Source organism: Mesorhizobium sp. B283B1A, from assembly GCF_020165735.1.
GTDB classification, from domain to species: Bacteria; Pseudomonadota; Alphaproteobacteria; order Rhizobiales; family Rhizobiaceae; genus Mesorhizobium; species Mesorhizobium opportunistum.
This window is the reverse complement of the sequence record NZ_JAIUIQ010000069.1, coordinates 1-25,667: the sequence shown is the minus strand read 5'-3', so window position 1 is coordinate 25,667 and position 25,667 is coordinate 1. Positions and strand designations below refer to the sequence as shown.

General features: G+C 64.5%; 31 protein-coding genes and 1 pseudogene. 12 read left to right on the top strand and 20 right to left on the bottom strand.

Annotated features, from left to right (window positions below; translation table 11 throughout):
* Positions 1–229 (bottom strand): annotated as a pseudogene (locus tag LB577_RS31805) (helix-turn-helix domain-containing protein); the annotation flags it as partial.
* A gap of 372 nt (positions 230–601) precedes the next feature.
* Here LB577_RS31805 and LB577_RS31800 point away from each other — a divergent pair.
* The 4 genes from LB577_RS31800 (at position 602) to LB577_RS31785 (ending at position 3,320) form a co-directional block, all read left to right on the top strand.
* On the top strand, positions 602–1,012 hold the full coding sequence (locus LB577_RS31800; protein WP_023780899.1) for an MbcA/ParS/Xre antitoxin family protein: 411 nt from the start codon (positions 602–604) through the stop codon (positions 1,010–1,012).
* On the top strand, positions 1,006–1,704 hold the full coding sequence (locus LB577_RS31795; protein WP_224690378.1) for an RES family NAD+ phosphorylase: 699 nt from the start codon (positions 1,006–1,008) through the stop codon (positions 1,702–1,704). Before LB577_RS31800 ends, LB577_RS31795 begins: the two co-directional genes overlap by 7 nt.
* Positions 1,705–1,871: 167 nt before the next feature.
* A complete protein-coding gene (locus LB577_RS31790) occupies positions 1,872–2,162 on the top strand; it encodes an ArsR/SmtB family transcription factor (protein ID WP_224690377.1) in 291 nt (96 codons plus the stop codon).
* A 42-nt stretch (positions 2,163–2,204) separates the two neighbouring features.
* Positions 2,205–3,320, top strand: coding sequence for an alkene reductase (locus tag LB577_RS31785; protein WP_224690376.1), 1,116 nt, complete (start codon positions 2,205–2,207; stop codon positions 3,318–3,320).
* 112 nt (positions 3,321–3,432) lie between these two features.
* Here the strand turns inward: LB577_RS31785 and LB577_RS31780 are convergent, their stop codons facing one another.
* From LB577_RS31780 to LB577_RS31750, 7 genes are all read right to left on the bottom strand, one after another.
* Positions 3,433–4,191 carry an amino acid ABC transporter ATP-binding protein gene (locus LB577_RS31780; RefSeq protein WP_283257935.1) on the bottom strand — a complete coding sequence of 253 codons (759 nt, stop codon included), beginning with the start codon at positions 4,189–4,191 and terminating at the stop codon, positions 3,433–3,435.
* 26 nt (positions 4,192–4,217) lie between these two features.
* A complete protein-coding gene (locus tag LB577_RS31775) occupies positions 4,218–4,892 on the bottom strand; it encodes an amino acid ABC transporter permease (RefSeq protein ID WP_224690375.1) in 675 nt (224 codons plus the stop codon).
* Positions 4,889–5,560, bottom strand: coding sequence for an amino acid ABC transporter permease (locus LB577_RS31770; RefSeq protein WP_023780894.1), 672 nt, complete (start codon positions 5,558–5,560; stop codon positions 4,889–4,891). The genes LB577_RS31775 and LB577_RS31770 overlap by 4 nt, the downstream gene beginning before the upstream one ends.
* 125 nt (positions 5,561–5,685) lie before the next feature.
* Positions 5,686–6,474 (bottom strand): ABC transporter substrate-binding protein, encoded by a 789-nt coding sequence (locus LB577_RS31765; RefSeq protein ID WP_023766160.1) that lies wholly within the window; start codon positions 6,472–6,474, stop codon positions 5,686–5,688.
* Positions 6,475–6,585: 111 nt separating this feature from the next.
* A complete protein-coding gene (locus tag LB577_RS31760) occupies positions 6,586–7,746 on the bottom strand; it encodes a saccharopine dehydrogenase family protein (RefSeq protein WP_224690374.1) in 1,161 nt (386 codons plus the stop codon).
* Positions 7,743–8,243: an Lrp/AsnC family transcriptional regulator gene (locus tag LB577_RS31755; protein WP_013894264.1), complete on the bottom strand. Its 501-nt coding sequence runs from the start codon at positions 8,241–8,243 to the stop codon at positions 7,743–7,745. The genes LB577_RS31760 and LB577_RS31755 overlap by 4 nt, the downstream gene beginning before the upstream one ends.
* 162 nt (positions 8,244–8,405) lie before the next feature.
* On the bottom strand, positions 8,406–9,278 hold the full coding sequence (locus LB577_RS31750) for a LysR substrate-binding domain-containing protein (protein ID WP_224690373.1): 873 nt from the start codon (positions 9,276–9,278) through the stop codon (positions 8,406–8,408).
* A gap of 349 nt (positions 9,279–9,627) precedes the next feature.
* Here LB577_RS31750 and LB577_RS31745 point away from each other — a divergent pair, with 349 nt between their 5' ends.
* The gene (locus LB577_RS31745) at positions 9,628–10,377 is read left to right on the top strand and encodes a sulfite exporter TauE/SafE family protein (protein ID WP_224690370.1); all 750 of its coding nucleotides are present in this window, start codon (positions 9,628–9,630) and stop codon (positions 10,375–10,377) included.
* Positions 10,378–10,404: 27 nt separating this feature from the next.
* Here the strand turns inward: LB577_RS31745 and LB577_RS31740 are convergent, their stop codons facing one another.
* The 3 genes from LB577_RS31740 to LB577_RS31730 all read right to left on the bottom strand — a co-directional run bounded on the left by LB577_RS31740 (position 10,405) and on the right by LB577_RS31730 (position 11,734).
* Positions 10,405–10,899, bottom strand: coding sequence for a GNAT family N-acetyltransferase (locus LB577_RS31740; protein WP_224690369.1), 495 nt, complete (start codon positions 10,897–10,899; stop codon positions 10,405–10,407).
* The gene (locus LB577_RS31735) at positions 10,896–11,186 is read right to left on the bottom strand and encodes a DUF1778 domain-containing protein (protein WP_224690367.1); all 291 of its coding nucleotides are present in this window, start codon (positions 11,184–11,186) and stop codon (positions 10,896–10,898) included. The genes LB577_RS31740 and LB577_RS31735 overlap by 4 nt, the downstream gene beginning before the upstream one ends.
* A 98-nt stretch (positions 11,187–11,284) precedes the next feature.
* Complete coding sequence (locus tag LB577_RS31730) at positions 11,285–11,734, bottom strand: universal stress protein (RefSeq protein WP_224690366.1); 450 nt, start codon at positions 11,732–11,734, stop codon at positions 11,285–11,287.
* Between the two features lie 265 nt (positions 11,735–11,999).
* Between LB577_RS31730 and LB577_RS31725 the strand changes: the two genes are divergently transcribed.
* Complete coding sequence (locus tag LB577_RS31725; protein ID WP_224690365.1) at positions 12,000–12,581, top strand: histidine phosphatase family protein; 582 nt, start codon at positions 12,000–12,002, stop codon at positions 12,579–12,581.
* A gap of 276 nt (positions 12,582–12,857) precedes the next feature.
* Here LB577_RS31725 and LB577_RS31720 read toward each other — a convergent pair whose 3' ends face one another.
* The 5 genes from LB577_RS31720 to LB577_RS31700 form a co-directional block, all read right to left on the bottom strand.
* Positions 12,858–13,259: a VOC family protein gene (locus LB577_RS31720; RefSeq protein ID WP_224690364.1), complete on the bottom strand. Its 402-nt coding sequence runs from the start codon at positions 13,257–13,259 to the stop codon at positions 12,858–12,860.
* 97 nt (positions 13,260–13,356) lie between these two features.
* Complete coding sequence (locus tag LB577_RS31715; protein ID WP_224690363.1) at positions 13,357–14,400, bottom strand: sigma-70 family RNA polymerase sigma factor; 1,044 nt, start codon at positions 14,398–14,400, stop codon at positions 13,357–13,359.
* Positions 14,401–14,457: 57 nt separating this feature from the next.
* A complete protein-coding gene (locus LB577_RS31710; protein WP_224690362.1) occupies positions 14,458–15,204 on the bottom strand; it encodes an SDR family NAD(P)-dependent oxidoreductase in 747 nt (248 codons plus the stop codon).
* Positions 15,205–15,523: 319 nt separating this feature from the next.
* Entirely contained in the window at positions 15,524–16,303 is a 780-nt protein-coding gene (locus tag LB577_RS31705; RefSeq protein WP_224690361.1) for a pseudouridine synthase, read from the bottom strand.
* A gap of 80 nt (positions 16,304–16,383) precedes the next feature.
* Positions 16,384–17,265: an aldo/keto reductase family oxidoreductase gene (locus tag LB577_RS31700; RefSeq protein WP_224690360.1), complete on the bottom strand. Its 882-nt coding sequence runs from the start codon at positions 17,263–17,265 to the stop codon at positions 16,384–16,386.
* A 93-nt stretch (positions 17,266–17,358) separates the two neighbouring features.
* On the opposite strand from LB577_RS31700, the gene LB577_RS31695 reads away from it, so the two are divergent.
* From LB577_RS31695 to LB577_RS31680, 4 genes are all read left to right on the top strand, one after another.
* On the top strand, positions 17,359–18,264 hold the full coding sequence (locus LB577_RS31695) for a LysR family transcriptional regulator (RefSeq protein ID WP_224690359.1): 906 nt from the start codon (positions 17,359–17,361) through the stop codon (positions 18,262–18,264).
* A 309-nt stretch (positions 18,265–18,573) separates the two neighbouring features.
* Positions 18,574–19,179 carry a hypothetical protein gene (locus tag LB577_RS31690; protein WP_224690358.1) on the top strand — a complete coding sequence of 202 codons (606 nt, stop codon included), beginning with the start codon at positions 18,574–18,576 and terminating at the stop codon, positions 19,177–19,179.
* On the top strand, positions 19,179–19,355 hold the full coding sequence (locus LB577_RS31685; RefSeq protein ID WP_224690357.1) for a hypothetical protein: 177 nt from the start codon (positions 19,179–19,181) through the stop codon (positions 19,353–19,355). Before LB577_RS31690 ends, LB577_RS31685 begins: the two co-directional genes overlap by 1 nt.
* Positions 19,356–19,505: 150 nt before the next feature.
* Positions 19,506–21,422: a diguanylate cyclase gene (locus tag LB577_RS31680; RefSeq protein WP_224690356.1), complete on the top strand. Its 1,917-nt coding sequence runs from the start codon at positions 19,506–19,508 to the stop codon at positions 21,420–21,422.
* 13 nt (positions 21,423–21,435) lie between these two features.
* Here LB577_RS31680 and LB577_RS31675 read toward each other — a convergent pair whose 3' ends face one another.
* The gene (locus LB577_RS31675; RefSeq protein ID WP_224690354.1) at positions 21,436–22,290 is read right to left on the bottom strand and encodes a helix-turn-helix transcriptional regulator; all 855 of its coding nucleotides are present in this window, start codon (positions 22,288–22,290) and stop codon (positions 21,436–21,438) included.
* Between the two features lie 97 nt (positions 22,291–22,387).
* Between LB577_RS31675 and LB577_RS31670 the strand changes: the two genes are divergently transcribed.
* On the top strand, positions 22,388–23,272 hold the full coding sequence (locus tag LB577_RS31670; RefSeq protein ID WP_224690353.1) for an SDR family oxidoreductase: 885 nt from the start codon (positions 22,388–22,390) through the stop codon (positions 23,270–23,272).
* Positions 23,273–23,282: 10 nt separating this feature from the next.
* On the opposite strand, the gene LB577_RS31665 is transcribed toward LB577_RS31670, so the two are convergent.
* The 3 genes from LB577_RS31665 to LB577_RS31655 all read right to left on the bottom strand — a co-directional run bounded on the left by LB577_RS31665 (position 23,283) and on the right by LB577_RS31655 (position 24,662).
* A complete protein-coding gene (locus LB577_RS31665; protein ID WP_224690352.1) occupies positions 23,283–23,981 on the bottom strand; it encodes a RibD family protein in 699 nt (232 codons plus the stop codon).
* An 85-nt stretch (positions 23,982–24,066) separates the two neighbouring features.
* A complete protein-coding gene (locus LB577_RS31660) occupies positions 24,067–24,468 on the bottom strand; it encodes a type II toxin-antitoxin system HicB family antitoxin (RefSeq protein ID WP_224690351.1) in 402 nt (133 codons plus the stop codon).
* Between the two features lie 5 nt (positions 24,469–24,473).
* Positions 24,474–24,662: a type II toxin-antitoxin system HicA family toxin gene (locus LB577_RS31655; RefSeq protein ID WP_224690350.1), complete on the bottom strand. Its 189-nt coding sequence runs from the start codon at positions 24,660–24,662 to the stop codon at positions 24,474–24,476.
* Between the two features lie 349 nt (positions 24,663–25,011).
* Here LB577_RS31655 and LB577_RS31650 point away from each other — a divergent pair.
* Positions 25,012–25,667 (top strand): substrate-binding domain-containing protein (locus LB577_RS31650; protein WP_224690349.1); only part of this gene is annotated, 656 nt, incomplete at its 3' end.

The following is a 25,667-nucleotide window of genomic DNA, read 5'->3' as shown; positions in this document are numbered from 1 at the left end:
ATCCGTTCCACCAGATCCAGAGCCGTCGCCCGGCCGTGATTGAGCGGCGCCCGTGGCAGATCGCGCAAACCTTCCGGCCCAACGCACGATAGCGACCAAGCCACTTGTAGCCGATCTTGCGAGAGATGCCGTAGGCCGCACAAATCTCGCTCATCGTCTCCTCACCTGCCAGGCAGTCCACAACAAACCGAAGTCGCTCGTCCATGATGCCAGTCTCTCGCCAAACCATCGCCGGTCCTCCCAGCGAAGGAGAAAACTGTCACCCATCCATCAGGTCCATTCTGTTACCTATCTATCCGGTTCGGACACCGGGCACTTCTCCCCGTATAGTGACGGGGAGAAGGGGCTGGCCGCAACGCAAGCACCCTCTTTGCAACGTTGGTGATTGGCGAAATCGGTGACGACAGCACCCCTCTCCCCGTCACTATACGGGGAGAGGATGCCGGCAGGCAGGTGAGGGGCGGCGCCAACCTCGGCGATTGGCAGTCTCCCTTACAAAGTTCGGAACCTTCGTCGATCTGAAAGCCGTTGCCCCTACGACCTCATCCTTGCCAATTGGCAAATACATGCTATATCTCTGCCAATAGCAAGGGTGAGCAAAATGCAACTTCAGTCCATTGTCGCCACGCCGGCCACGGTCGGCAGCGCCATTTCGGAGGAAGAGGCCGGAGCGCTGGCGCGCACCACGGTCAACCTGTTCAAGGCCTGGGGCCTCACAGATCTGGAGGCCTGCATCCTGCTCGGCGGCATGTCGGCGCGGACCTGGGCACGCTGGAAGGAAGGCGGCATCGGCCGGATCGACCGCGACCTCCGCACCCGCATGGCGCATCTGATGGGCATCCACAAGGGCCTGCGCTATCTCTTCACCGAACCGGCGCGCGGCTATGCCTGGATCCGCAAGCCCAATGCGATTTTCGGCGGACAGTCGGCGCTCGACCTGATGCTGCGTGGCGAAATTTCCGATCTTGCCGCCATGCGTGAATGGCTCGATGCGGAGCGTGGTGCATGGTGAGTGGGCTCGCGGTCCGGCGCCGCGTCCACTGGCATCAGACCTTCCGCATCATCCGCTCCATCCATCCGCCGATTGACCTGTTCGAGGACATTGCCGATCCGCGCGACTGGGAGGCGCTGGCCGCCGTCGAGGAGAAGACCAACCCGCGAATCCGGCTCGAGATCGGCGAGATCGGCAAGGTGCCGGCCGCAAGGCGGGTTTCCGGTCCCGGCGCCAGTTTCGTCATGGCGCCCTTCGTGCATTGTTCGACGCTGCGGCCGGGCCGTTTTTCCGATGGCAGCTACGGCATCTATTATGCCGGCGACAGCGAGGACGTGGCGCTGGCCGAAACCATCCACCACCACCAGAATTTTATGCGCGCCACCAGTGAGGATCCGGGCTGGACGGCTGATTTCCGCGTGCTGATCGGCAGCGTCGACCGCGACCTCGACGACGTCAACGCGGTGCCCGGCGTGCTCGACCTCGACGACTACACCGCCTCGCAAGCGGAGGGGCGGGCGCTGCGGGCCCAAGGCAGCGACGGGCTGGTGTGGAACAGCGTGCGCATGACTGAGGGCCAATGCATCGGCATCTTCTGGCCCGATGTCATCCCCGTCCCGGTGCAAGGCCGGCATTACAGCTACCATTGGGACGGCAAGCGCGTGGATTTCGTGCGCCAGCACGATACGGGCAAGGTGCTGTCGGTCACCTGATGGGAGCGCATCCCTCAACGGGCGACGGAAGCACCCGGCGGCGCTACTGCGGTTTCCGGCCGTGACCTGAGAGCAACGTTCTCCGATCACCCTCAAAAATGGCATGGATTACCTGCCATATCGCCTCTGCCCGATCTATATATCGGTTGAGATCGATGCAGGTGAAGATGGACAACGACATCATATTGAAGGCGCTGGCGCACCCGTTTCGACGGGACGTCCTGGCGTGGCTGAAGGAGCCTGAACAGCACTTCGCCGCGCAGGCACATCCGCTCGAGATGGGCGTTTGCGCCAGCCAGTTCGACCATCGCGGCCTGGCGCAGTCCAGTGTTTCTGCACATCTGGCGACGCTGGCGTCTGCCGACCTCGTTACGACGCGGCGGGTCGGCCAATGGGTGTTCTACAAGCGCAACGAAGAAACCATCGCCGCCTTCCAGGCTGCCTTGTCCGATCTCTGACGATCCTCCCCATTCCCCCAAAATGCATGAAAGGCATTTCTCATGGCTACCCTCTTTGATCCCTTGCGGGCCGGTGACCTGATGCTGGCGAACCGCATCGTCATGGCGCCGCTGACGCGCAATCGCTCACCCAATGCAGTACCCGGCGACCTGTCGGTCACCTACTACGGCCAGCGCGCCACGGCGGGGCTGATCGTGACGGAGGCAACCGCCATCAGCCATCAGGGCCAAGGCTATGCCAACGTGCCCGGCCTCTACGGGGCGGATCAGCTTGCCGGCTGGAAGCGTGTCACGGACGCGGTTCATAAAGGCGGCGGCAAGATCGTGGTCCAGCTCTGGCATGTCGGACGCATCTCGCACAATTCGTTGCAGCCTGGCGGCGGCAAGCCGGTGGCGCCATCGGCGATCAGGGCAAAATCCAAGACGTTCCTGGTCAATCCGGATGGCAGCGGCGAGTTCGTCGACACCTCCGAACCGCGCGCGCTCGACGCGCCCGAAATCCCCGGCATCGTCGATGATTTTCGCCGCGCCGCCAAGGCGGCGATCGAGGTAGCGGGTTTCGACGGCGTCGAGATCCACGGTGCCAATGGATATCTCGTCGACCAGTTCCTGCGCTCGGGCACCAACCATCGCACCGACGATTACGGCGGCTCCATCGAAAACAGGGCGCGCCTCCTGTTTGAGGTGGTCGACGCGGTCACGGGCGCTGTCGGCGCCGGCAGGACCGGGATCAGGCTGTCGCCGGTAACGCCCGCCAACGACGCTTCGGATACCGATCCGCAGCCGCTGTTCAACCATGTTGCGGCGGGCCTGGGCAGCCGGGGCCTCGCCTATGTCCACATCGTCGAAGGCGCGACCGGCGGCGCACGCGACTTCAGCCAGGGCGACAGGGCGTTCGATTACGAAGACCTCAAGGTCTCCTACCGCAAGGCCGGCGGCACCGGTGCCTGGCTGGTGAACAACGGCTATGACAAGGAATTGGCCGAAAAGGCTGTCGGGGACGGCTACGCCGACCTTGTCGCGTTCGGCAAGCTGTTTATTGCCAATCCCGACCTCGTCAGCCGCCTGAAGCGGAATGCCGAACTGAACGCGCCGGACAAAGCGACGTTTTATGGTGGCGACGCCAGGGGCTATACGGATTACCCGACGGCGGCCTGATCCCGGACGGTTTGCCCTTTCGCCCGTGGCGGAAGGGCAGCAGGTCGCCTGGCGCGACGAGCCGGACCGAACTTCGGTCCGAACGGCCATTGCATTGCAAGCCCAACGGCCCTCAGTGCCTGAGAATCTTGCTCAGAAAAGCGCGGCTGCGGTCGGTTTTCGGGTGCGAGAAGAACTCATCGGGCGTGCCGCTTTCGACGATGGCGCCGGCATCCATGAACACCACGCGCTGGGCGACCTTGCGGGCAAAGCCCATCTCGTGCGTCACCACCATCATGGTCATGCCTTCCTCGGCGACCGCCACCATGACGTCGAGCACTTCGGAAATCATTTCGGGGTCGAGTGCCGAGGTCGGCTCGTCGAACAGCATGATCTTGGGCCGCATGCCGAGGCAGCGCGCGATCGCCACGCGCTGCTGCTGGCCGCCGGAGAGTTGCGCCGGATAGGCGTTGACCTTGTCGACGAGCCCCACCTTGGCCAGCAATTCGCGCCCGGCATGCTCGGCCTCGGCGCGCGGGATCTTGCGGACATGGATGGGCGCCAGCGTGACATTCTCGAGCGCGGTCTTGTGCGGATAGAGGTTGAACGACTGGAAGACGAAGCCGATCTCGGTGCGCAGCTGCGTCATGTTGGTGGCGCGGTCGCCAAGGCGCTGGCCGTCGACGACGAGATCGCCGTCCTTGATCGCCTCGAGACCGTTGACGCAGCGGATCAGCGTGCTCTTGCCGGAACCGCTCGGGCCACAGACGACGACGACCTCGCGCGGCTCGACGCTCAACGTGATATCCCGGAGCACGTTGAGGGAGCCGAACCATTTGTTGACGCCGCGAAAGTCGATCATGCCGGTTTTGTTGAGACCCGCATTGGTCATGTCTGTTGGCCCTTTGGGGTTCGATGTCACAGCTGCACCTCGCCATGGGCCGCGCCCATGCGGCGTTCGAGCCGGCGCGCCAGCATGATCAGCGGATAGCAGACGATGAAATAGCCGACGCCGACTAGGAAGAAGACCAGCAAGCCGTTGGGTACGCGCTGCACCACCAGCCAGCCGACGCGGGTGAGGTCGGTCAGGCCGATGGCCGAGACGACCGAAGAATCCTTGATCAGCAGCACATATTGCCCGACCAGCGGCGGCAGCACGATGCGCATCGCCTGCGGTAGCACCACCTGACGCATGCGCTGCCAGCGCGACAGGCCGGATGCAAGAGCTGCCTCGACCTGGCCTGTCGGCACGGAACGGATGCCGGCGACGACGATCTCACAGATGAAGCAGGCGGCCAGATTGGTCAGGGCGATGATGCCGGCGGTGAAGGCGTCGAGCTCGACGCCGAATTCCGGCAAGATGAAGAAGATCAGGAAGATCTGCACCAGGAACGGCGTGCCGCGGATCAGGTCGACCCAGCTGCCGATGACGCCGGCGATCAGCCGGTTGCCGCCAGTGCGCAAGATGCCGAGGCCGAAGCCAAGCACGGTGCCGAGCACCAGACTGATCAGCGACAGCACGACGGTCATGCCGAGGCCGCGCAAGGCGAGGGGATAGGAGCCGGCGAGGCTGAGGAACTGTTGCCAGATCATGCCCGCGCCCCTGCTGTGCCGAGCCAGCGGCTGGACAGAACGGCCAGTCCTTTCAAGCAGTAGTAGAGCAGCAGATAGAAGGCGGCGATGGTGAGAAAGCCCTCGGCCGGCATGAAGCGGTCGGAAGCGAGCAACTGGCCGGCGCGCGTCAGTTCGGCGACCGAGATCAGCGACAGCAGAGCGGAATCCTTGACCAGCACGATCGCCTGCCCGAGCAGCGGCGGGATCGTCACCTTGAACGCTTGCGGCAGCACGACCAGGCGCATGCGCTGGACGTAGGTCATGCCCGAGGCGACGCTGGCTTCGACCTGGCCGCGCGGGATCGACAGGATGCCGGCGCGAATGATTTCAGCGACATAGGCGCCGCTGTTCAGTGACAGCGCGAGGATGCCGACGACCAGCTCGGGCAGCACGAAGCCGAGCCGGGGCAGGCCGAAATAGAGGAAATAGAGCTGTGCCAGCAACGGCGTGGCGCGCACGGCGTCGATATAGGCCTTGGCCGGAACCCGAAACAGCCAGCCGCGCTGCAGGCCCATTGCGCACAGCACGATGCCGACGATCAGCGCGCCGACGAAGGACAGCGCCGACAGCCAGACGGTCGTGACCAGGCCCTGCCCGAACAGGGGCAGATATTCGACGATGGTGCGGAAACTGAAATTTTCGAGCATCGGCGTGAACAGTGAGTAGGGAGTAGTGAGTAGGCAGTAGCGAGTAGTGAAGCGTATCCGGAATGGTCGATTCTCCATTCACCGGTCACTATTCCCTACTCACCACTCCCCTACTCACTAATTTCTCAGTGATCCTTCTTCCAGGCGTCGGAATTGACCCAGTAGTCGAGGTTCTTCTGCAAGCGGCCGTCGATGGTGACCTGGTTGAGGAACAGGTTCATCCAGATCAAAAGGTCCGGCTCGTCGTAGCGAGTGGCGAAGGCAAGCGGCTCTTTCGACAACGGATCGGGCATGATGGTGAAGGTGCCGGCCGGGTAGGCGGTCGACTGGCCCTTGACCGCCGAGACGTCGTTGACGCCGCAGTCGGCCTGGCCGTTGTTGACGGCGTCGAGCAGCAGCGGACCGCCGCCCTTGTAGCTCTTGATGTCGGCATCGGGGAAGGCGGCCTTGGCTTCCTTCTCGCCGGTCGCGCCGAGCAGCACGGCGATCTTGGTGCCCTTGGCCTTGCAGTCCTCGGTGGTCTTGAATTTGCTGTCGGCCTTGGTGAAGACGGTGCTGCCTGTGTACATATAAGGCGTGGTGAAGGCGACCTTCATGCCGCGCGCCAGCGTCGGCGTCATGTCGGCGACCAAGAGATCGGCCTTGCCCGACAAGAGTGCGGGGATCAAGCCATCCCAGTCGAAGTCGAGGAAGGTGATTTTCACACCCATTTCCTTGGCCATCAGTTCGGCAAGTTCGACCGAACTGCCGGTGCGCTCGCCATTGGCGCCGACCAGCGAGAAGGGCGGTCCCTGGGTCTGCACGGCAACGCGCAGTTCGCCGCGCTTGGTGATGTCGTCGAGCGCGCCGGCACTGGCGGCCGTGGTGAGGCCGGCGAGTGCGAGTCCGGCGATGAAAAGTCTGGCAATCTTCATTTGGCATTCCTCCTTGTTGTATTGTTCCACGTTGTTGTTTCACCCTTCGGGGTGCTTTTTTGAGCGGCAGCGCCGTTGCCGGCGGCGGCCACCGTTCGCAAATCTCTCTCCTCAGTCCCGGGCCACCGTCTCGGAAACCGTGATGCCACGCTGGGCCAGTTCGTCGAAGAAGCTGACGTCCGGCACGTCGAGCAGCGGGTTGAGCAGGCCTGGCTTGGCAATCTCGCCGCGCGCCAGCATTTGCGCCACGATGCTGGCGGGATAGCCGACGCCCAGGCTCATGCCGAACAGGCCCGAAGCCAGGTCGCGCTCGATGATCAGGTCCGAAGTGACCGTCTTGGCGCGGCCGCCCTCGAGGCCGGAAAAGACATTGCGCATCACGCACAAATCCTTTTCGCCGGGGCCATATTGCAATTGCGGGCCGAGCAGCCGGCCGAGGAATTCGCGCGGACTGGCGCCCGTGCCGGGCACCTTGTCTTCCGAGAGGAAGCCGAGTTCCTTCAGCGGTGCCCAGAAGGCCGACCATCCCGGCCAGCGCAGCGTATAGCGTCCGGAGCGGCGCAGCCCTTTTGCCGCGGGAAGCATCTCGACGTAATGCAACGCATCGCCGTTGGGGAAGGCTTCCAGCATGCCGAGGCCCGCGACCTCGATCTCATGGATGAAAGGATTGTGATGCTGCTGGCCGGCCGGCACCGCGACGCGTTGCCCGTCTTCGATCATCACGCTGTCGCGGTTCTGGCTGACCAGAACCATGTCGAAGTTCCAGCTCACCTTGTAGCAAAGCGGCTTGGCCATCGCCTTCGGCTCGGGGATGCCGCCGCAATAGGAATCGATCGCGGTGATCGCGTCGAACTGGCGCGCGGCGCGCGCGTAGAGCACGAGATCGATGCCGGGGTCGAGTCCGCATTCGGTCATGATTGCCACACCGGCCTGTTCGGCGGCCTGCGCCAGGTCGGCGATCGCCTTGCCGTAATTGGTAGTGACCAGCGGCGTGCGGGTTGCGATCGCGGCTTGCACCGCCTCGCGCATCAGCGGTTGCGGCAACAGATCGATGACGGCGTCGACATCGGCCAGTACAGTGGTCAAGGCCGGGCCGATCGCACCCTCGGGTACGACGAAGCGCACGTGGGAAAGATCGGTCAGGCCGTCAAGCCGGGCCGGGCCGTCCGGCGCGGTATCGACGCAAACCACTTCCTCGACACCACTGGCGACGAGATCGGCAATGGCCGCCCGGCCTTGTAGCCCGAGGCCTCCGAGAACCGCGATCTTCATGCCGGCTCCTTGCGATCGTCCGACCAGCAGCCTTCCGGCAGGCTGACCCATTTGTTGCAGGACGCCATGACGACGAACGTCTCGCTGCGCACGACTTCACCCGGCTCGCCGGCGCCCGGGATCAGCTCGCTGGTGACGCGATAGAGATCGGCGACGTCACCGGCCACCGTCACGTCGACGATGATATCGAAGCGCCCGGTGACCACCGAGGCCGAATTGACGAAGGGCAGTTCCGAAATGCGCTGCGCCAGTTCGCGGGCACGGCCGCGGCCCTGGGCATTGATGCCGACAATGGCCGAGATCAACTCGGGGCGCTCGGTGAGGTTCAAGAGCCCGACGACCTTCAGCAGGTTGCGGTCGAGCAGGTTGCGCAGCCGCGAGCGCACCGTCGGCACCGAAATCGCCAACATCTCGGCGAGGCGGTTGATGCCCGGCTGCGCATCCTGCGACAGCTGCTTGACCAGCCGCCGATCGGTCAGATCGAGATGTTCCCGCAAAGCCCCCGTCTTTCATAAACAGAAAGAAAATCGGCAATTATTTTGCCTATATGCAAATAATCTACGTCACAGACTTTTGAAAAGCAAGGTGTTGTTTAGCGTGGACGGCAACAGCGCACCGCTTTGCGCGCGATTGCCACCGCCGGCGTTCCGTTGTCGGGTTCAGACCAAGGCTGCGGCGAGCAGTTTTGCCTGCGGCGTCAGCTCGTCGAAGCCGCGGGCGCAGAGATTGAGTTGGCGTCTTGCCCAGTCGTCGGTCAACCGCAGGCTGCGCAGCGTGCGTGCCGAGCGGCGCGCGGCACTTTCCGGAACGACGGCGATGCCGGCGCCTTGCGCGACCAGCCGGCAGACACTGTCGAGGCCGGGCACGCGGATGCGGAAATGCAGGTGGCCGCCAAGGCGGGCGGCCTGGCGGGTGATGTGCTCCTGCAAGGGATGGCCGGCGCTCAGGCCGACAAAGGCTTCGCCGAGCAGGTCACCGAGGCTGGCCGTATTGCCCTCGAGGCCGGGCCAGTCTCGCGCGGCGATCACCACGAGCCTGTCGATGAAGAACGGCTTCTGCTCCAGATGCGAAAGACCGGCCCAGGTCGCGGCGATGCCGAGATCGGCGGCACCACTTGCCACCGCCTCGGCGATCTCGTGGCTGGGGCGCTCGTCGAGGTCGATGTCGATGCCGGGATGCGCAACGAGGAAAGCCGGCAGCATGTCGCGCAGGAGCTCGCTGGTGGCGGCCGTGTTGGCCATCAGCCGCACGCGGGCGCGCAAGCCCGTGGCATAGGCGCCGAGGTCGCCGGCCATCGCCTCGATCTGGTTCTGCACCGCCCGCGCATGGTGCAGCAGCGCCTGTCCGGCGGCCGTCGTCACCACGCCGCGCCGCCGCCGCTCCAAAAGCGGCGCGCCGAGGCTTTCCTCCATGCCCTTGATGCGGGCGCTGGCGGAGGCGAGCGCCAGCCCCGCAAATTCGGCACCATGGGTGATGCTGCCGCGCTCGGCGACCAGCAGGAACAGCCGGAGATCGGTAAGATCGAAGCGCATCTTTTTTCTCCTACAGGGGTGTCAGCCTTCGGTACAGGCGAAGGCTGACTGCGCAACTTCCACATTGTGGGCGGCCGGCATGTCAGTCAAATCTTTTGCGATGGAGATGCGCGATGAGCGAAAAGGCGACAGGCCGGCAAGGGCCTGGCATACTTGAAAGCGCGGCGATCGTGCTTGCGATCGCGGTGGCCTCGCTTGCCATGGCGCGAGCGGAGCCCGGCCAGCGCGGTTGCGCGGCGATGGCTGACCCGTCCACCATGAAGCGACGCCTGCAAAACCCGCATCCGATGATGATGCTGCGGACATGCTGTTGCATGACTGATCGAACCGGCGCCCCGAAGGTCCATTCATGTTGAGCGTCGGCGTCATCGCCTGGATCGGCGCCGTCTTCCTTGCTGCGGGTTTCGTCAAGGGTGTCGTCGGCATGGGGTTGCCGACCGTGGCGATGGGGCTGCTGGCGGTAACGATGCCGCCGGCGCAGGCGGCTGCGCTGCTCTTGATCCCGTCGCTGGTCACCAATCTTTGGCAGTTGTTCACCGGCCCGTCCTTCGGCGGGCTGTGCAAGCGGCTGTGGGCGATGATGGCCGGCGTAGTGCTTGGCACCGTCGCCGGGGCCGGCCTGCTCACCGGCACACACTCTGGCGTTGCCTCGGCCGGGCTCGGTGCGGCGCTGGTGCTTTACGCCATTCTCGGCCTGCTCAAGCTTGGCTTCACCGCGCCAGCGCGCCACGAGGCGTTGGTATCACCGCTGGTCGGTGTGGCGACCGGGCTGGTCACCGGCGCCACCGGCGTTTTCGTCATTCCGGCCGTGCCCTATCTGCGATCGCTGCGGCTGGGCCGGGAAGACCTCATCCAGGCGCTCGGCCTGTCCTTCACCGTGTCGACGGCGGCTCTTGCCCTTGGGTTGTTCAAGGCAGGTGCGCTCGCATCCCCGACAGTGCAACTGGCGGGATCGGTCCTGGCGCTTGCGCCGGCGCTCGCCGGCATGTTCGCCGGCCAGGCGCTGCGCCAGGCGATGAGCGTCGAGACGTTTCGCACGGTGTTCTTCGCCGGGCTGCTGGCGCTGGGGGCGTATCTCGTCGTGGAGACCGCGCTCTAGCCTGGCCTTCCCAAGACAGGAAGGCCGTCAACCGAGACTCGCGCCGAGGTCGGCGAGCGTGGCCATGAGCGTCAGCGGCTCGACTGGTGAAGGCTCGAATCCGACAGCCATATAGAAGGCTCGGGCATCGTCGGATATCGCATGCACCAGTATCCCCCTGATTCCCAGTATTTCAGCGGCCTGAAGTATCCGCAGACCGGCATCCCTTACCAGCGCACGGCCGATGCCCTGGCCGTGATGGCTCTGGTCGACCGCCAACCTGCCGAGCACCACAACCGGGATCGGGTCGGGCATGTTGCGCCGGAAGCGGCCGGGAGTTTCGACCATCCGCACTCCGCCGCTTGCAATAGCGTAGTAGCCAACGACACGGTTGCCGATGCAGGTCACATAGGTCCGGGATGCACCGCCCGCCTGGTTGGCGCGCGCCCGTTTTTTCAACCAGTCGTCGAGTGAGGGTATGCCCGATGAAAAATCATTGAGGTCGTGATGGTCGGCGAGCGGAACCGGGGCCGACAGGCTCACGCAGCGTCCCACGGAGCCTTTGTTGCCATCGTACGCCGCAACCGGTCGTTCGGATGCGGCGACATGTCGAGACGCGCCAGAAACGCAGCGTAGGCATCCGGCTCGGCAGTAAACACGAGACGGTTGAGCAGCGCGTCCTCGGCGGCGCGTTGCGACGCCTCCAGCATGAAGTCCGTGCGATTCTTGCCGAGCAGTTGCGCTGCCCGGTCAATCAGATTGCGGACTTCCGGCTTGACGCGGATGTTGAGTGGAACGCTCTTCGGCAATGAATGTTGTGAGGCTGACATCGACAGCTCCTTCCTGCACGAATCTAGCAAAGCGTAACGATATTGTCATTACACTATGCTACTGCGATGGCCGATGGAGCCCGTGATCCTTGGCAGTCCTACCGCACCACCAGCACCGGGATTGCGGTGTAGGACAGCACTTCCGCCGTCTGGCTGCCGAGAAGCAGCTTACCCAGCCCGCGGCGGCCATGCGAGGCCATCACGATCAGGTCGCAGCCCAGCGCCTGCGACAGTTCCAGGATCGCTTCGGCGGGCCTTTTATCCTCGACATGGACGACCTCGGCGGAGACGCCGGCCGCATCGGCCGATGCCTTGCATTTGTCGAGAACCTGCTTGCCATACTTGTGCGATTCCTCTTGGTAGACAGCCATTTCATCCCCCGCTGCATAGCCGGCCATGGCGCCGCCCCAGGCCAGCATAGGGAATTGTTCCGAGACGGTGACGAAGGTGACGCTGGCGCCGATGCCCTTGGCGAGCGTGAGGCCATGGGCGACACCCTTGTCGGCCAGTTCCGATCCGTCGCTGGCGATGAGCAGATGTTTGTACATGATGATCTGACCTGTTTGTGCAAGGGCCATTACCCTTGGGATGGCGGGAGCTTTGGAAGCTCAACTTGATATAGTTGCGCCACCGGGCAACTCACAGGGCCAGTGTCACGTGGATCAAGGACAGCTGAGATTGGACCAATCGTCGATCCCGGCGCGTCTCCCGTTGCCCTTCCAGGCATTTCCCCGCACCCGCGCTTTCGGCGTCCCCCGGATTCCCCTTTGCCACAGCGTCCTCTAAGGTGCCGTCGACATTGAGGGGCATCCCATGAGCAGTGCGTTTCCGCAGATCCATCTGGTCCGGCATGGCGAGACGGCGTGGAGCCTTTCGGGGCAGCACACCGGCCGCACCGACATGCCGCTGACGCCGACCGGCGAGGCTGCCGCGCGGGGCGTGGCGGAGCGGCTGAAAGGCTTGTCGTTCTCGGCGGTGTGGTCGAGCCCGTCGCAGCGTGCCTACAACACCAGCGTGCTTGCCGGCTTTGGCGCAGAGAGCCTCAAGATGGACGATCTGCAGGAGTGGGACTATGGCGCCTATGAGGGGCGAACCACCAGGGAGATCCTGGCCGAGCGGCCAGGCTGGACCGTCTTTCGCGACGGTTGCCCGCAAGGCGAAATGGCGGCCGATGTCGGCGCCCGCGCCGACAGGATCATCAGACAGCTTCGCGAAGCTGGCGGCTCGATCCTGATCTTCTCCAGCGCGCATTTCCTGCGCGTGCTCGCCGCCCGCTGGCTCGGCCTGCCGCCGGAGGGTGGCGCGCTGTTCGTGCTCGACACGGCCAGCATCAGCGTGCTCGGCTACGAGCATGATCTCAGCGAGCCGGTTATTCGGAAGTGGAATCAGAGGTAGAGCGGAGAACGGTCCCGGCTCGGCGCGGACGCGCCGTCGCTTCGTCATCCACGGGCGGAGCAAGGAGCGTAGCGACGCGGCGCAGACCCGAGGATCCATGCCGCGACTTCAAAGCGTTGCTACGATGAAGAACTCTGCTCCGTTGCACTCCAAGGCTAAGGTCGCGGCATGGATCCTCGGGTCTCCGCGACGCCGCTTTCGCGGCTGCTCCGCCCGTGGATGACGAACGCGCGGAGGCTTCGGCGATTCCCAAACTCTAGCCTGTCCCTAACGCTTCTACCTATCGAACTTGCGGATCGCCTCGGCGGTCACCGGCGTGAAGAAGTTCACCAGATTACCGTCGGGATCGCGAAACAGCAGCGAGCGGTTGCCCCAGGGCATGGTGGTCGGCTCCCGCACCATCGTGCGCTTGATGGTGTCCGACAGCCTGGCGAATTCGGCATCGACGTCGCCAACCCGAAATTCGATGATGGCGGTGTGGTTGTCGGCGGGACGGGCGATGTCGCCGCCGAACAGCATCAAGGTGCGCGTGCTGCCGATCGCCAGCGTGCAGGCCGGCGTCGCCAATTCGGCGAAGTCTTCCGTGTACACCGTCACCGGCATGCCGGTGATCTCACCATAGAAGCGTACGAGGCGCTGGACATCGGACGTGATGATGCGGACAGAGACGAAATTCATGGCTTGGCTCCTTGATCGCTGAAGCCGCGACGGGGCTCCCAAGCGATCTGTAGACCAGGCCTCCTGCCAGCTTTCTGTCAGGAGAAGTTTGCGGTGGCTATGCTTCCGGTTCAGGCCAGACCGGCGGCAGGCCGAAGGCGGCGAACAGGTCGGGGCCAAGCGGGCCGACATAGACCGTCAGCGATGCGATCCCGCCATCGGCCGGCTCGATGACATGCAGCGATTGCGCACGCCATTCCGGCTCCTGATGGCGCCGCGCGTAGATCGCAACCGCGGGCTGACCGTTGGCCCTTGTCGCCACCGGGAGGTAGCCGGCGAAATTGCCCCACACAGTCCTGAAGAAATCGTGGATCGCGGGGCGTCCCTGGTACCAGTCGTGCCATGGCGGCATGTGATAGGTGGCGTCGTCGCGCAGCAGTTCGATGAAGCCGTCGAGATTGGCGGCCCGCCAGGCGCTGATATAACGTTCGAGCAGCAAGCCCTCTTCGGGGTTGGGCTGCGATCGCTGCAAGGGACGCCCGGCGGGATAATGCCGCGCCAGCGTCGCGCGCGCTCGCTGCAGGGCGCTGTTGATCGAGGCGGTCGAGCCGCCCAGCAACTGCGCGGTCTCGGCCGCCGACCAGCCGAGCACGTCGCACAGCAGAAGCGATGCGCGTTGCCTTGGCGGCAGCAGTTGGATGGCGGCGACGAAGGCGAGCCGGATGGCTTCGCTTGTCTCGTAGCGCGCCTCCGGGCCGGGCTCGCCGTCCACAAGGTCGGGCAGCTCGACGTCGGGGTAGGGCTCCAGCCAAGAAAGCTCGGCGGCTGGCCCGGCAGCGGCGCGGCCTTCGGTCGGCGGCCGGTCGGGCTGCTCGAGAATTCGATGCCTCGTGACCCGCGTCTTGATGGCATTGAGGCAGGCGTTGGTCGCGATCGTATAGAGCCAGCCGCGCGGCGAGCCGCGCCCGTCGAATTGAGCGCGGCCGCGCCATGCGTTGAGGAACGTCTCCTGGACGAGGTCGTCGGCCTCGTGCAGCGAGCCCATCATCCGGTAGCAATGCAGCTTCAGCTCGCGGCGGTGGACCATCGTCAGATGCTCGAAGGCCGGCCGATCGAGGACCGGCCGGGCGGATGGTTCAGAAACGCCGGGAGCGTCTGTCATGTCGAGCCTGCGGTGCGGAATTCGGCCATGCTGATTTCGGTTGGCATCCTGCGCGTCTCATGCCGCGTCAGCAAGGCCGCTGCCGCTCACCGTGAAGGCAGTGCCTTGCCGCTTGCCGCCGGCGAGCGCAACCACGGCGCGTCCGACGTCGGCCGGTGTCTGCATATCGCTCAGGCTGGCCAGGAAATCCGCCGGGCTGATGCCGAGATAGGCCGAGATGCTGGATATTCCGCGCTCGCCGACGCCGGTGCCGGCCATGATGCGCATCGGCGCCAGCGCCATGAAGCGCAGGCCAAGACCGAGCCGATCCGCTTCCTTCTGGCTGTGGGCGGCCAGGAACATCTGCATGCACTTGGCGCCGGAATAGCCGCCCGAGTTCGGCGGGCCGCCGCTGAATGCCGCGCCGCTGGAGATCAGCACGACGCGGCTGCCCGGCTTCAGCCCGCCGCGCAGGGCTGCCCTGCAGAACAGGAACGAAGCCTTGACGTCCGTCTCCCAATTCGCCGAGAAGTCACTCCAGCTCTGGTCCTGGATGGGTGCCGACGCAGCGAAGGCACCGGCTGAGATCACCAGCACGTCCGGCTGCATGGCGGCGAACACCGCGTCGGGCGCGGTGTCCTGCGTGGCGTCGGCGGCAAGCGTCTTCACGCCCGACGCTTCCCAGGAGAGTTCCTTCAGGGCGGCCAGCCCGCGGGCGACGGCGAGCACCATCGCTCCCTCGCCGAGAGCAGCTTCCACGATCGAGCGGCCGACACCCCTGCTGCCTCCGACCACGACGACATTTTGACCTTTCAACGATCCCATGGATCACCTCGCTTCTTCCGGCCCGGAGGATTCCGGCGCCTGTAGGTGAAGACAGCGCGGAGGGGTGGGAATCATCGGTGGGGACGACAATTTTTTTGTGAGCACCCGGTACGCGGCGTTGAGTTCTGTGGCGCCCCCCCCTCTGTCCTGCCGGACATCTCCCCCACGAGGGGGGAGATTGATGTCATCGGGGCCTTCGCTAATCTTCGACGTTGCAGGAGGAGAGCCGGCGATCGAGCTGCCGATCTCCCCCCAAGCGGGGGAGATGTCCGGCAGGACAGAGGGGGGCGCCACAGGACGTTACCTCCGGCCCGTTCGCTCACCCACCCAGCAACGCCAACTCCTCCGCCGTCAAATGCCGCGCGGTCCCCTTGGCAAGGTCACCCAAGCTCAAGCCGCCGATGGCGATGCGGATGAGGCGCTTGACCTCGATGCCGTGGGCGGCGAGCAGGCGGCGGATGTGGCGGTTGCGGCCTTCGTCGAGCACGACCTCCAACCAGGCGGTGCGGCCGCCGCTGCGCAGAAGGTCGATCGAATTGGCGGTCAGGATTTCGCCGTCGACGGTGACGCCGGCGCGCAACGTCTCCAGCATCGCCGCGTCGGGCACTGCCGCGACCTGCACATGATAGGTCTTGGGCAGATGCGAGGCCGGGTCCATCAGCCGGTTGGCGAAGCGGGTATCGTTGGTCATCAACAACAGGCCCTCGCTCGCCTTGTCGAGGCGGCCGACCGGCGAGATGAAGGGCAGGTCGAGCGCTTCCAGGCAAGCATAGACCGTGTCGCGCTGTTGCGGGTCGTCACGGGTGGTGACCAAGCCGCGCGGCTTGTTGAGCATGATGTAGACCTTACGCTCGGCGATCACCTTTTCACCGTCCACGACGATGCTATCGCGATTCAGATCAACGCGCAGAGCCGGATCGCGCACCACCTTGCCGCCGACGCGCACGCGGCCCTCCGTAATCAGCAGCTCGGCCTGCGTGCGCGAGCACAGGCCGAGTTTTGAAAGCGCACGGTTGAGACTGACGCCCAACGGTTTACCGGTGGGCGGTTTGGGCAGCTTGCCCGGGCTGGCGGGCTGTGGTGGTCGTCGTGAAGCCATGCTGGTGTGGATCGGTCCGTTGTGACGGACAGATGCCACGGGCAGCGGCGGCTTCGCAAGGTGGCGCGGGTCGAACCGCCTCAGGCGGCTGCCTTCTCGCCGGCGATGCCGTTCAGCACCTCGATTGCGTCGGCCGGCAGCTTCAACTCGGCCGCCGCCAGGTTTTCCCTGAGATGGCCGACCGATGAGGTGCCGGGGATGAGCAGGATGTTGGGCGCGCGGCGCAGCAGCCAGGCGAGCGCTACCTGCATGGGCGTCGCGCCAAGTTTCTTGGCGACATTGGCCAGCGTGTCCGACTGCAGCGGGGTGAAGCCGCCGAGCGGGAAGAACGGCACATAGGCGATGCCTGCCACGGCAAGCTCATCGATCAGCGCGTCATCCTCGCGGTGCGCGATGTTGTACTGGTTCTGCACGCAGACGATGTCGATCATGCTGCGTCCCTGTGCGATCTGGGCCGATGTGACGTTGCTCATGCCGATATGGCATATCAAGCCTTGATGCTGCAGTTCGGCGAGTGTGTTCAGCTGGGGTTCGAGCGACCCTTCCGCCGGTCCGTGAATGCCATGCATGGAGCGCAGGTTCACGACATCGAGAATTTCCAGCCCGAGATTGCGCAGATTGTCGTGCACGGCCTGCGTCAACTCCTGCGGTGACATTGCGGGGATCCACGATGCATCGGCGCCGCGCCGGGCACTGACCTTGGTGACGATGGTGAGGTTGGCCGGGTAGGGATGCAGCGCCTCGCGGATAATCTGGTTGGTGACGTGCGGGCCGTAGAAATCCGATGTGTCGATATGGTCGACGCCGCTGGCGATCGCCTCGCGCAGCACGGCGACTGCCGCATCGCGGTCCTTCGGCGGGCCGAAGACGCCGGGTCCGGCCAGTTGCATGGCACCGTAGCCGAGGCGCTTCACGGTGCGGTCGCCGAGCTTGAAGGTTCCGGCCTTGCTGATATCGGTCATGGTCTCATCTCCTTTGGATCGGCCCAATGTAGACAGAGCGCACCTGCACGATAATATGGTGCAATCGGCACAGCCTGTACGGAGAAGCGAACAATGGCGGCGGATCTGGGAGACCTCCAGGCGTTCATGGCGGTGGCGCGCGCCGGCGGTTTTCGCGAGGCGGCCAGGGTTGGCGGCGTCAGTGCTTCCAGCCTCTCCGAGACGGTGCGGCGGCTGGAGACCGGGCTTGGCGTCCGGCTCCTCAACCGCACCACGCGCAGCGTCGCTCCCACCGAGGCCGGAGCGCGCCTGCTGGAGCGGCTAGGCCCGGCGCTGGGCGAAGTCGAGGCGGCGCTCGACGTGGTCAACGGGTTTCGCGGCCGCCCGGCCGGCACGCTCCGGCTCAACGTGCCGGTCGTCGCGGCGAAACTGGTGCTGCCGCGCCTGTTGCCGCCCTTCCTCGCCGCCTATCCCGACATCCGCATGGAAGTGACCGCCGAGGACAGTTTCGTCGACATACTGGCCAGCGGCTGCGATGCCGGCATCCGCTATGACGAGCGGCTGGAGCAGGACATGATCGCCGTGCCGATCGGCCCGCGCCGGCAGCGCTTCGCCACCGGCGCCGCTTCGACCTATCTCGACCGGCGCGGCCGGCCCGGCCATCCGCGCGACCTGCTCGCCCACGCCTGCCTGCGCGGCCGCTTCTCCAGCGGCCTGACGCCGGCCTGGGAGTTCGAACGCGACGGCGAGCTGGTGAGCGTCGAACCGACCGGCCCGCTTTTGGTCAGCACCGGCACGGCAATGGCCCTTGCGCTCGAGGTGGCGGTCGCCGGCGGCGGCATCGTCTCGCTGTTCGAGGACTGGCTGCGGCCCTATTTCGACGACGGCCGGCTGGAGCCGGTGCTGGAGCCCTGGTGGCAGGAATTTTCCGGCCCGTTCCTCTACTATCCCGGCCGCCGCCTGACGCCGGCGCCGCTGCGGGCGTTCATCGACTTTGTCGGAACGATGCGGTGGGGGTGATCTGGGGATGACGCCCAGAGGCTAAGTGACACCGGCCGAGGCGCGCTCAGGTGCATATTGGTCGAACCGGTGGGCATCGCTGACACATTGCATAAAATTAATAGAAATGCCGACTGTTCTGAACGCATCAAGTGTCTTGAGCGGATTCTATCTTGTAATCTCCATTTTTTCTGTCCAGTATGAAAATACAATTCGTAGTTCAGGCAATTATCTTAGTCTAAATTAGTGTTGTGCGCGGTTTGCGCCGGAACTCGGATTTGGCATGGCGGTCGAAAGGCATGGCGTGCAGGATCAGCCACGGGCCAGCGAATGAAATCATATGCGGCTATCTTCGCGGTCTATGTGCTGGTCGGTGGGATGAGCGGTGTTGTCCTGCCCGGGGCCGCGGCGGCCGAAGATCTTGCTTCGACCGCGGGCGCGGTAACCATCGATCACATTTCGTATCTTCTTTTAGATCAAGGCGGGATAGGCGCATATGTAAAGAAGTGCCCAGAATACGACCTGGGGGACGATCGGACCCATTGTCTTGAAATACACCGGGAAATGATAGCGATTCTCGAAAAACTCAGCGTCAGCCGGCAGGTGGACGCTCGTGATTTTGTCCAGAGATACTTCACCGGGTATTTCGATAGACTTCTGTATTGCCTCAAGACGACATGCGACGGGTTCTTTGTCTTGAAAGGGTATGCGGGCGACGACATGGCCCAGAAATGGGCGCGCATGATTGCTTTCCAGGCGTGTGTGCACGCCGCCCCCGCCACCTGGACGGCCACATCGGAAAAAAGCGAAGCCTTCGTCCCGCGATATCGATTCAGGGATGCGTCGAAGGGGCTGATCCCTGATTGCGACGCATCCCTTCTATCGGAAGCGGATTTGGCTATCCTCAGTACGTTCAATCTTAGCGGACAGTATTGATGGCAGATTATGTTATGCCCGAGCGCGGCAAGACACAAAGGGTCGAGCAGGCCGTCACCCAGCTCTCCGAAACCCGCACCTCGCTTGCCACGTGGAGGAGCAAGCCCTCGCGGCTGAAGCCATCCTGCGCCGCACCACAGTGGAATCTCCGTCTCGGCCGATCGGTTGATGGATGAGAAAACAGCGCAGCTTGATGTCGGCGTAAAATCGAAAGCGACGATTTGTTCGCAGACCACAGGTCCAATGCCCACCGTAACACTTTGTTGTCATTGAGAGCCTATCGAAGAGGCGATACGGCGAAAGCCCGGTGAGAGGAAAGGCGCACAATGGGTTCGCCCTGGTCCGAATTGCTGGCCAATCTCGCGGTCGTTGCGATGTTCGTTTCGGTCTGGATCCACACGCATGTGTGGCTGGACCGCAGGCCGGCCGCGGCGAAGGCCGCGGCTTTCGGCCTCTTGATGGGCACTGGCGCCATCATCCTGATGCTGACCCCCATGCAGTTGCAGCCCGGCATCCTGGTCGATCTCAGGGCGACGATGATTGCCGTTGCCGGCTTTTTCGGCGGTCCTATAGCCGGCATCGTCGCCGGCGTCATGGCCGGTGCCTTCCGGACCTTCGAGGGTGGCATCGGCGCCTTTGCCGGCGCGGTGGGGATCGCGGCCACCATGCTGATCGGCGTTGCCGGCAACCTTGCCCTGAAGGGGCGTTCGCCCGGCATGGTCGATATCATGATCCTGGGTGCGGCGGCCGCGTGCGGATCGCTGCTTGGCCTCAGCATGCTGCCGCAGTCCGTCATACAGGCGGTCCTGCCGAAGGTGGTTTTCCCCTCGACCCTTCTCATCTTCGTCTCGGTGGGGTTGTCGGGGCTTACGCTCTACCAGGAGCGGCGTCGCATCGAAGCGCTGCAATCCCGGCGCATCTTCAAGGCCGTGGTCGAGACACTGCCCGATTGCCTCAATGTGAAGGATCTCGACGGACGGTTCATCGTCGCCAATCCGGCAACGGCCGAACTGATGCATGCGACGGACGCCAAGGCGCTGATCGGCAAGACCGATTTCGACTTCTACCCGCGCGAGACCGCGCAGGGATTCCGCGAGGACGAGCTTGCCGTCCTGGCCGCGGGCGTCTCGTCCACGATCGAACAGCGCCTTCACCATGAGGACGGCACCGATGGCTGGCTGGCGACCTTGAAAGCGCCGTTTCGCGACAAGGCTGGAGCGATCGTCGGCCTGATCACGCACAACCGCGACATCACCGCGCGCAAGCAGCTCGAGAACGAACTGGCGGCGAGCCAGGCGAGGCTCGGAGACGCCCTGACGCACATGGCCGATGGCCTGGTGATGTTCGACCCGGATGGCAGGCTGCTGCTTTGCAACGCCCGCTACCGCTCCATGTTTCCGAAGACGGCCGACATACGGGTGCCTGGTGCCGACTACCGCGATATTTTGCGCGCCTCGGCGGCGCGCGGCGAGGCGATCACGCCGCCGGACGCGGTCGAGGAATGGGTCGCCGCCATCATGGCCTCGCAGAAACTCGACAGCCACCGCCAGATCCGGCTCGCCGACGGGCGCTGGCTCGATGTGCGGACCCGGCCGACCGGCGATGGCGGAAGCCTCAGCGTGTTTTCCGACATCACCGAGGCCAAGCAGGTCGAAGCCGCGTTGCTGTCGGCCAACGAGAAGCTGAACCTGCTGGCGCATCGCGACGGCCTGACCGAACTCATGACGCGGCGCGCCTTCGACGAGGCGCTGGCGCGCGAGTTCGCACGCTGCAGGCGCAACGCGACGCCGCTCAGCCTCCTTCTCGTCGACGTCGACCGGTTCAAGCGGTTCAACGACCATTATGGCCATCCGGCCGGTGATGATTGCCTGCGCGCCGTCAGCCGCTGCATCGAAGCGGCGGCGCGGCGGCCGGCCGACGCTGCGGCTCGCTATGGTGGCGAGGAGTTCGCACTCATCCTGCCCGAGACCGACGCGCGGGGCGCCTTCGTCATCGCCGAGAACCTCAGGACCAAGGTGCGCGATCTCGGGCTGGTGCATGCCGGCAGCGAAAAGGGCATCGTTACCGTCAGCATCGGGGTCGGCACCTTCAACGCGGGCAGTGCTTCGATCGAGATCGCCGATCTTGTCAGGCGCGCCGACGAGGCGCTCTATGGCGTCAAGGCCGCGGGACGGGACCGGGTGCATGGCTGGCGCCCGCATCTCAGCCAGCCACGCTCGACCGGTTCCCAGCGCAAAGCGTGAGCCTTCCGCCGCGTCATCGCGGCGGGGGATCGCCCGGCCCTTGCGCCGGGAGGCGCCTCGCCAGGTCGCGGATGCGGTCGGCGACCTTGCTGTCGATCGGGTTGTAGACGGTCAGGCTCAGATCCGGCCGGCCGTCGACCGCGAACCCCGAATATTCCAGTTCGATGTCGCCCAGTACCGGGTGCTTCAGGCGCTTTGTCCCGTCGCCATGGCTGAGCACGTCGTTTTCCCGCCACAGGGCGGCAAACTCCGGGCTGGTGCTGCAAAGTTCGTCGACGAGTTCGCGCACCTCGGACACCGCGCCGGCGCGTGCCGCATCGGCCCGGAACGATCCGACCACGAAACGGGCGAGGTTTTCCCAGTCGTGCTGCTTTTCGCGGATGGCAGGGCTGCGGAACATGAAGCGCAGGATGTTGCGCTGGCCGGCGGGCAGGGCGCTGTAGTCAGTCAGCACGATCCGCGCGGCGCGGTTCCAGGCAACGACGTCCCACGTGGCGGTCTTGATCAGGGCCGGGCTTGCATCGAGCGTGTCGATGAGGCGCTGCAGGCGCGGGCTGACGCCCTCGACGCCGTTATAGCGGACCTCGGGCGGACGCCCCAGCCCGAGCATGAAAAGATGCTCGCGCTCGGCCTCGGTCAGCATTAGCCCCTTGGCGATGCGATTCAGCACATCGGCCGAAGGCGCGCCGCCGCGACCCTGTTCCAGCCATGTGTACCAGGTCGGGCTGATGTTGGCGCGCTGGGCAACTTCTTCGCGGCGCAGCCCGGGCGTGCGCCGGCGCCCGGAAAACCCGAACGACGCCGGGTCGAGCCGGGTGCGCCGGTCCTTCAGGAAGGCTGCGAGCGTGCCGGCGGAATTGATGGGCATGGTCGATCCTGTTAGCAATTATAATAGGATAAAGTCACTACTTTAATGGAATAATAGACCGGCGATACTGCGCGGGCAACTGTGCAGGAGATTTTGCATGCGTATCTTTTTGACCGGCGCGACCGGCTTCATCGGTTCGGCGCTGGTTCCCGAACTCATCGGCGCGGGCCATCAGGTGGTCGGCGTCACCCGCTCCGACGCCGGTGCCGAGGCGCTGGCCGCCGCTGGCGCCGAAGTGCATCGCGGAACCCTCGAGGGGCCCGAGGGGCTGCGCGACGGCGCGGCGAAGGCGGACGCCGTGATCCACACCGCGTTCGACCATGATTTCTCGCGGTTTGTCGAGAATTGCGAAAAGGACAGGCGCGTCATCGCGGCCCTAGGCCAGGCCCTTGCCGGATCCGACCGGCCGCTGGTGATCACCTCAGGGGTCGGCGTGGGCAGCCCCGGACATGGCCAACTGGCGGTCGAGGACGTCTTCAATCCGAGCCATCCCAATCCCCGCATCGCCTCCGAACTCGCCGGCAATGCCTTGCTGGAGGCCGGCGTCAACGTGTCGGTGATGCGCCTGCCGCAGGTCCACAACCCGGTCAAGCAGGGGCTGATCTCGCCGCTCATCGAGATGGCGCGTCAGAAGGGCGTCTCGGCCTATGTCGGCGAGGGCCGCAATCGCTTCTCCGCCGGCCATCTGCTCGACGCCGCGCGCCTTTACCGGCTCGCCGTTGAAAAGCGCCAGCCCGGCGCGCGCTATCACGCGGTCGGCGAGGAAGGTGTCGAGGTGCGCGCGATCGCCGAGGCGCTTGGCCGGGGCCTCAACCTGCCTGTTGTGTCGATCGCGCCGGAAAAGGCGGCGGAGCATTTCGGCTGGATGGCGATGTTCGCCCCCATGGACCTGCCGGCCTCCAGCGCGCTCACCCAGGCACGGCTCGGCTGGCACCCGATCGGCCCGACGCTGATCGCCGATCTCGACGCGATGCAATACTGAGGAAGCGGCTTCAGCCAGGCCTGACGGCGTAGCGCAGGTGGACGAGCCCGTGCACCAGCGCTTCGCAGCTTGTGAGCGACAATTGCAACTTGCCCGCCAGGCCGCCTTCGCCGAACTCGACAAACCCCTGGTTTGCCGCCCGCCCGTCAATGGCAGGGGCAACGAGAAGGCTGAGCTCATCGACAAGCCCGGCCGCGAGGAAGGAACCGTTGATGCCGGCGCCGCCTTCCAGCAATAACCGGCGGATGCCGAGTTCGCGGCCGAGAACCTCAAGCATGACTGCAAGATCGACGTCGGGCGTTTCCGACACGATGTAGGACACGCCATCGGCGGCGAGTTCGGCGAGATGGCTGTCGGCGACGTCGCGCCCGAGCAGCACCACGACATGGTCGCCGCTGATGTCGGGCTTGGCAAAGTGCAGCTTGCCGGAAGCATCGAGCGCCACGGCATAGGTAGCCGCGTGGCCTTGCGCGAAATGATAGGGCCGGTCGACCTGGCCGGCATTAGCCGGCGGGTGCGCGGCGGCCTTGCTCATCTCGGCCATCGTGATGCGGCCGACGATCCAGGCGTCGCCCGCCATGTCGTTGTGGATGTGCTCGTAGAGGCTCGACCACTCGGCACGGGTGCCATCGGGGCTGGTGGTGTAGCGGCTCGGATGGAGGCCGCCGTCGAGCGACGCCAGCATATGGCAGATGATTTGCGGCTTCATGCGGTTCTCCGGAGATGGACTTTGAATGTTCAGACCTTGTTGTTGTGCATGTCGTTCCCCCAAACGCCGTCGTTTTGGGAATGCATCAGGCCATTTCAAGCTCCATCACCTTTTCAGCCGCCTTTGCGAGAAACCCGGATCGAGTATAGCCGTGGGCTTCGGCAAAGGCATCGATCCGTTGCAGAACGTCGTCCGGCAGCGTCACGTTGATACGCACTGTTTTCCTGGCCTCGGTCTTCACCGCGACCAGGATTGCAACACCGTCACGGTTATCGGCGTCCGCCATCACAGCCTCCAAACTGGAAGGCTCCGGAATGGCATCACCATCCTCGACCAACCCTTCGATATGCAGGGTCAGCGCCTCTTCAGCCATGGATCGCGCGTCATCCAAATCCTTGCCGGCGGTGATCACGCCGGGGAAATCAGGGAAAGACACACCGAAGTCGCTGCCGGCATCCTTATGGATAAGTCCGATATACTGCTTCATGTCCGTCACCTCAGTTTCAGTCCAGATTGCTTTTCGATGCTGCGCAGAGTGCCTATCGGGATATCGCGCCGGGGGTGAGGCACGGTGACCCGTCCTGGCTTGCCGCGGTGTTTGAATTGCGCATGGCTGCCCTTTCGGGAAACCTCGAACCAGCCGTCAGCTTCCAAAAGTCGGATAATGTCGGCGCTGTTCATGTGTATTTATACACATTGAAAGGCCATCTTTCAACAAAGGATGTGAAACCGCGCTCTCGCTCCCCCGGCTCGAGCCACCAAGGAGCAGGATGCCGACAATCCAAAATTCCGACAATTCCGATAATAGCTCAGCCAACTCTGTTATATCGATGTTGCACAAATGGTTGACCCTGGGTTAGCATCCCGATGCTGATGCCGATGGGAGGCAGTTTTTGCAACGGCGATCAGCTGGAGCGGCATGCGTTCTCGGGCGCAAGGAGGATGCTCCAACACTTTGAACCGACGCATGATCCTTCCTGAAACCGGCCCGGTTTCCGGGGCCGTGCGTTCTTGTGGAGGAGGATCAATCATGAACAGACGTGAATTCCTGCTGTCATCCGCGGCTTTCGGCGCCATGATGGTGGCGGCGCCCTCGGTGTTCGCCGAGGACAAGCTGACCATCCTCGGCTCGGTGCCCAGTCTCGGCTTTCCGTTCTTCGTGCACATGCTGAACGAGATCAAGGCGGAAGCCGCCACGCAAGGCGTCAACCTGACCGAGAGCGACGGCCAGAACTCGGCCACCAAGCAGACCGCCGACATCGAGGCGGCACTGGTGCAGAAGGTCAACGCCATCGTCATCTCGCCGCTCGACGTCAACGCGCTGGCGCCGGCGATCGAGGAAGCCGTCAAGGCCGGCGTTCCCGTGGTGACGATCGACCGCCGCGTCGACGGTGTCGAGGGCATCCTCGCCCATGTCGGGGCCGACAACGTCAAGGGTGGCGAGGCGGAAGCCAGCGCCATGGTGGCGGCGTTCCCGAATGGCGCCAAGCTGTTCCATCTGCAGGGCCAGCCAGGTGCCGGCCCGGCGATCGACCGCAACAAGGGCGTGCACAACATCCTCGATCCGCTGAAGGACAAGTACCAGATCGTCTTCGAGCAGACCGCCAACTTCGCCCGCGCCGAGGCCCTGTCGGTGACGGAAGCCGGGCTTGCCGCCAACGGCAAGCCCGACGCCCTCGTCTGCGC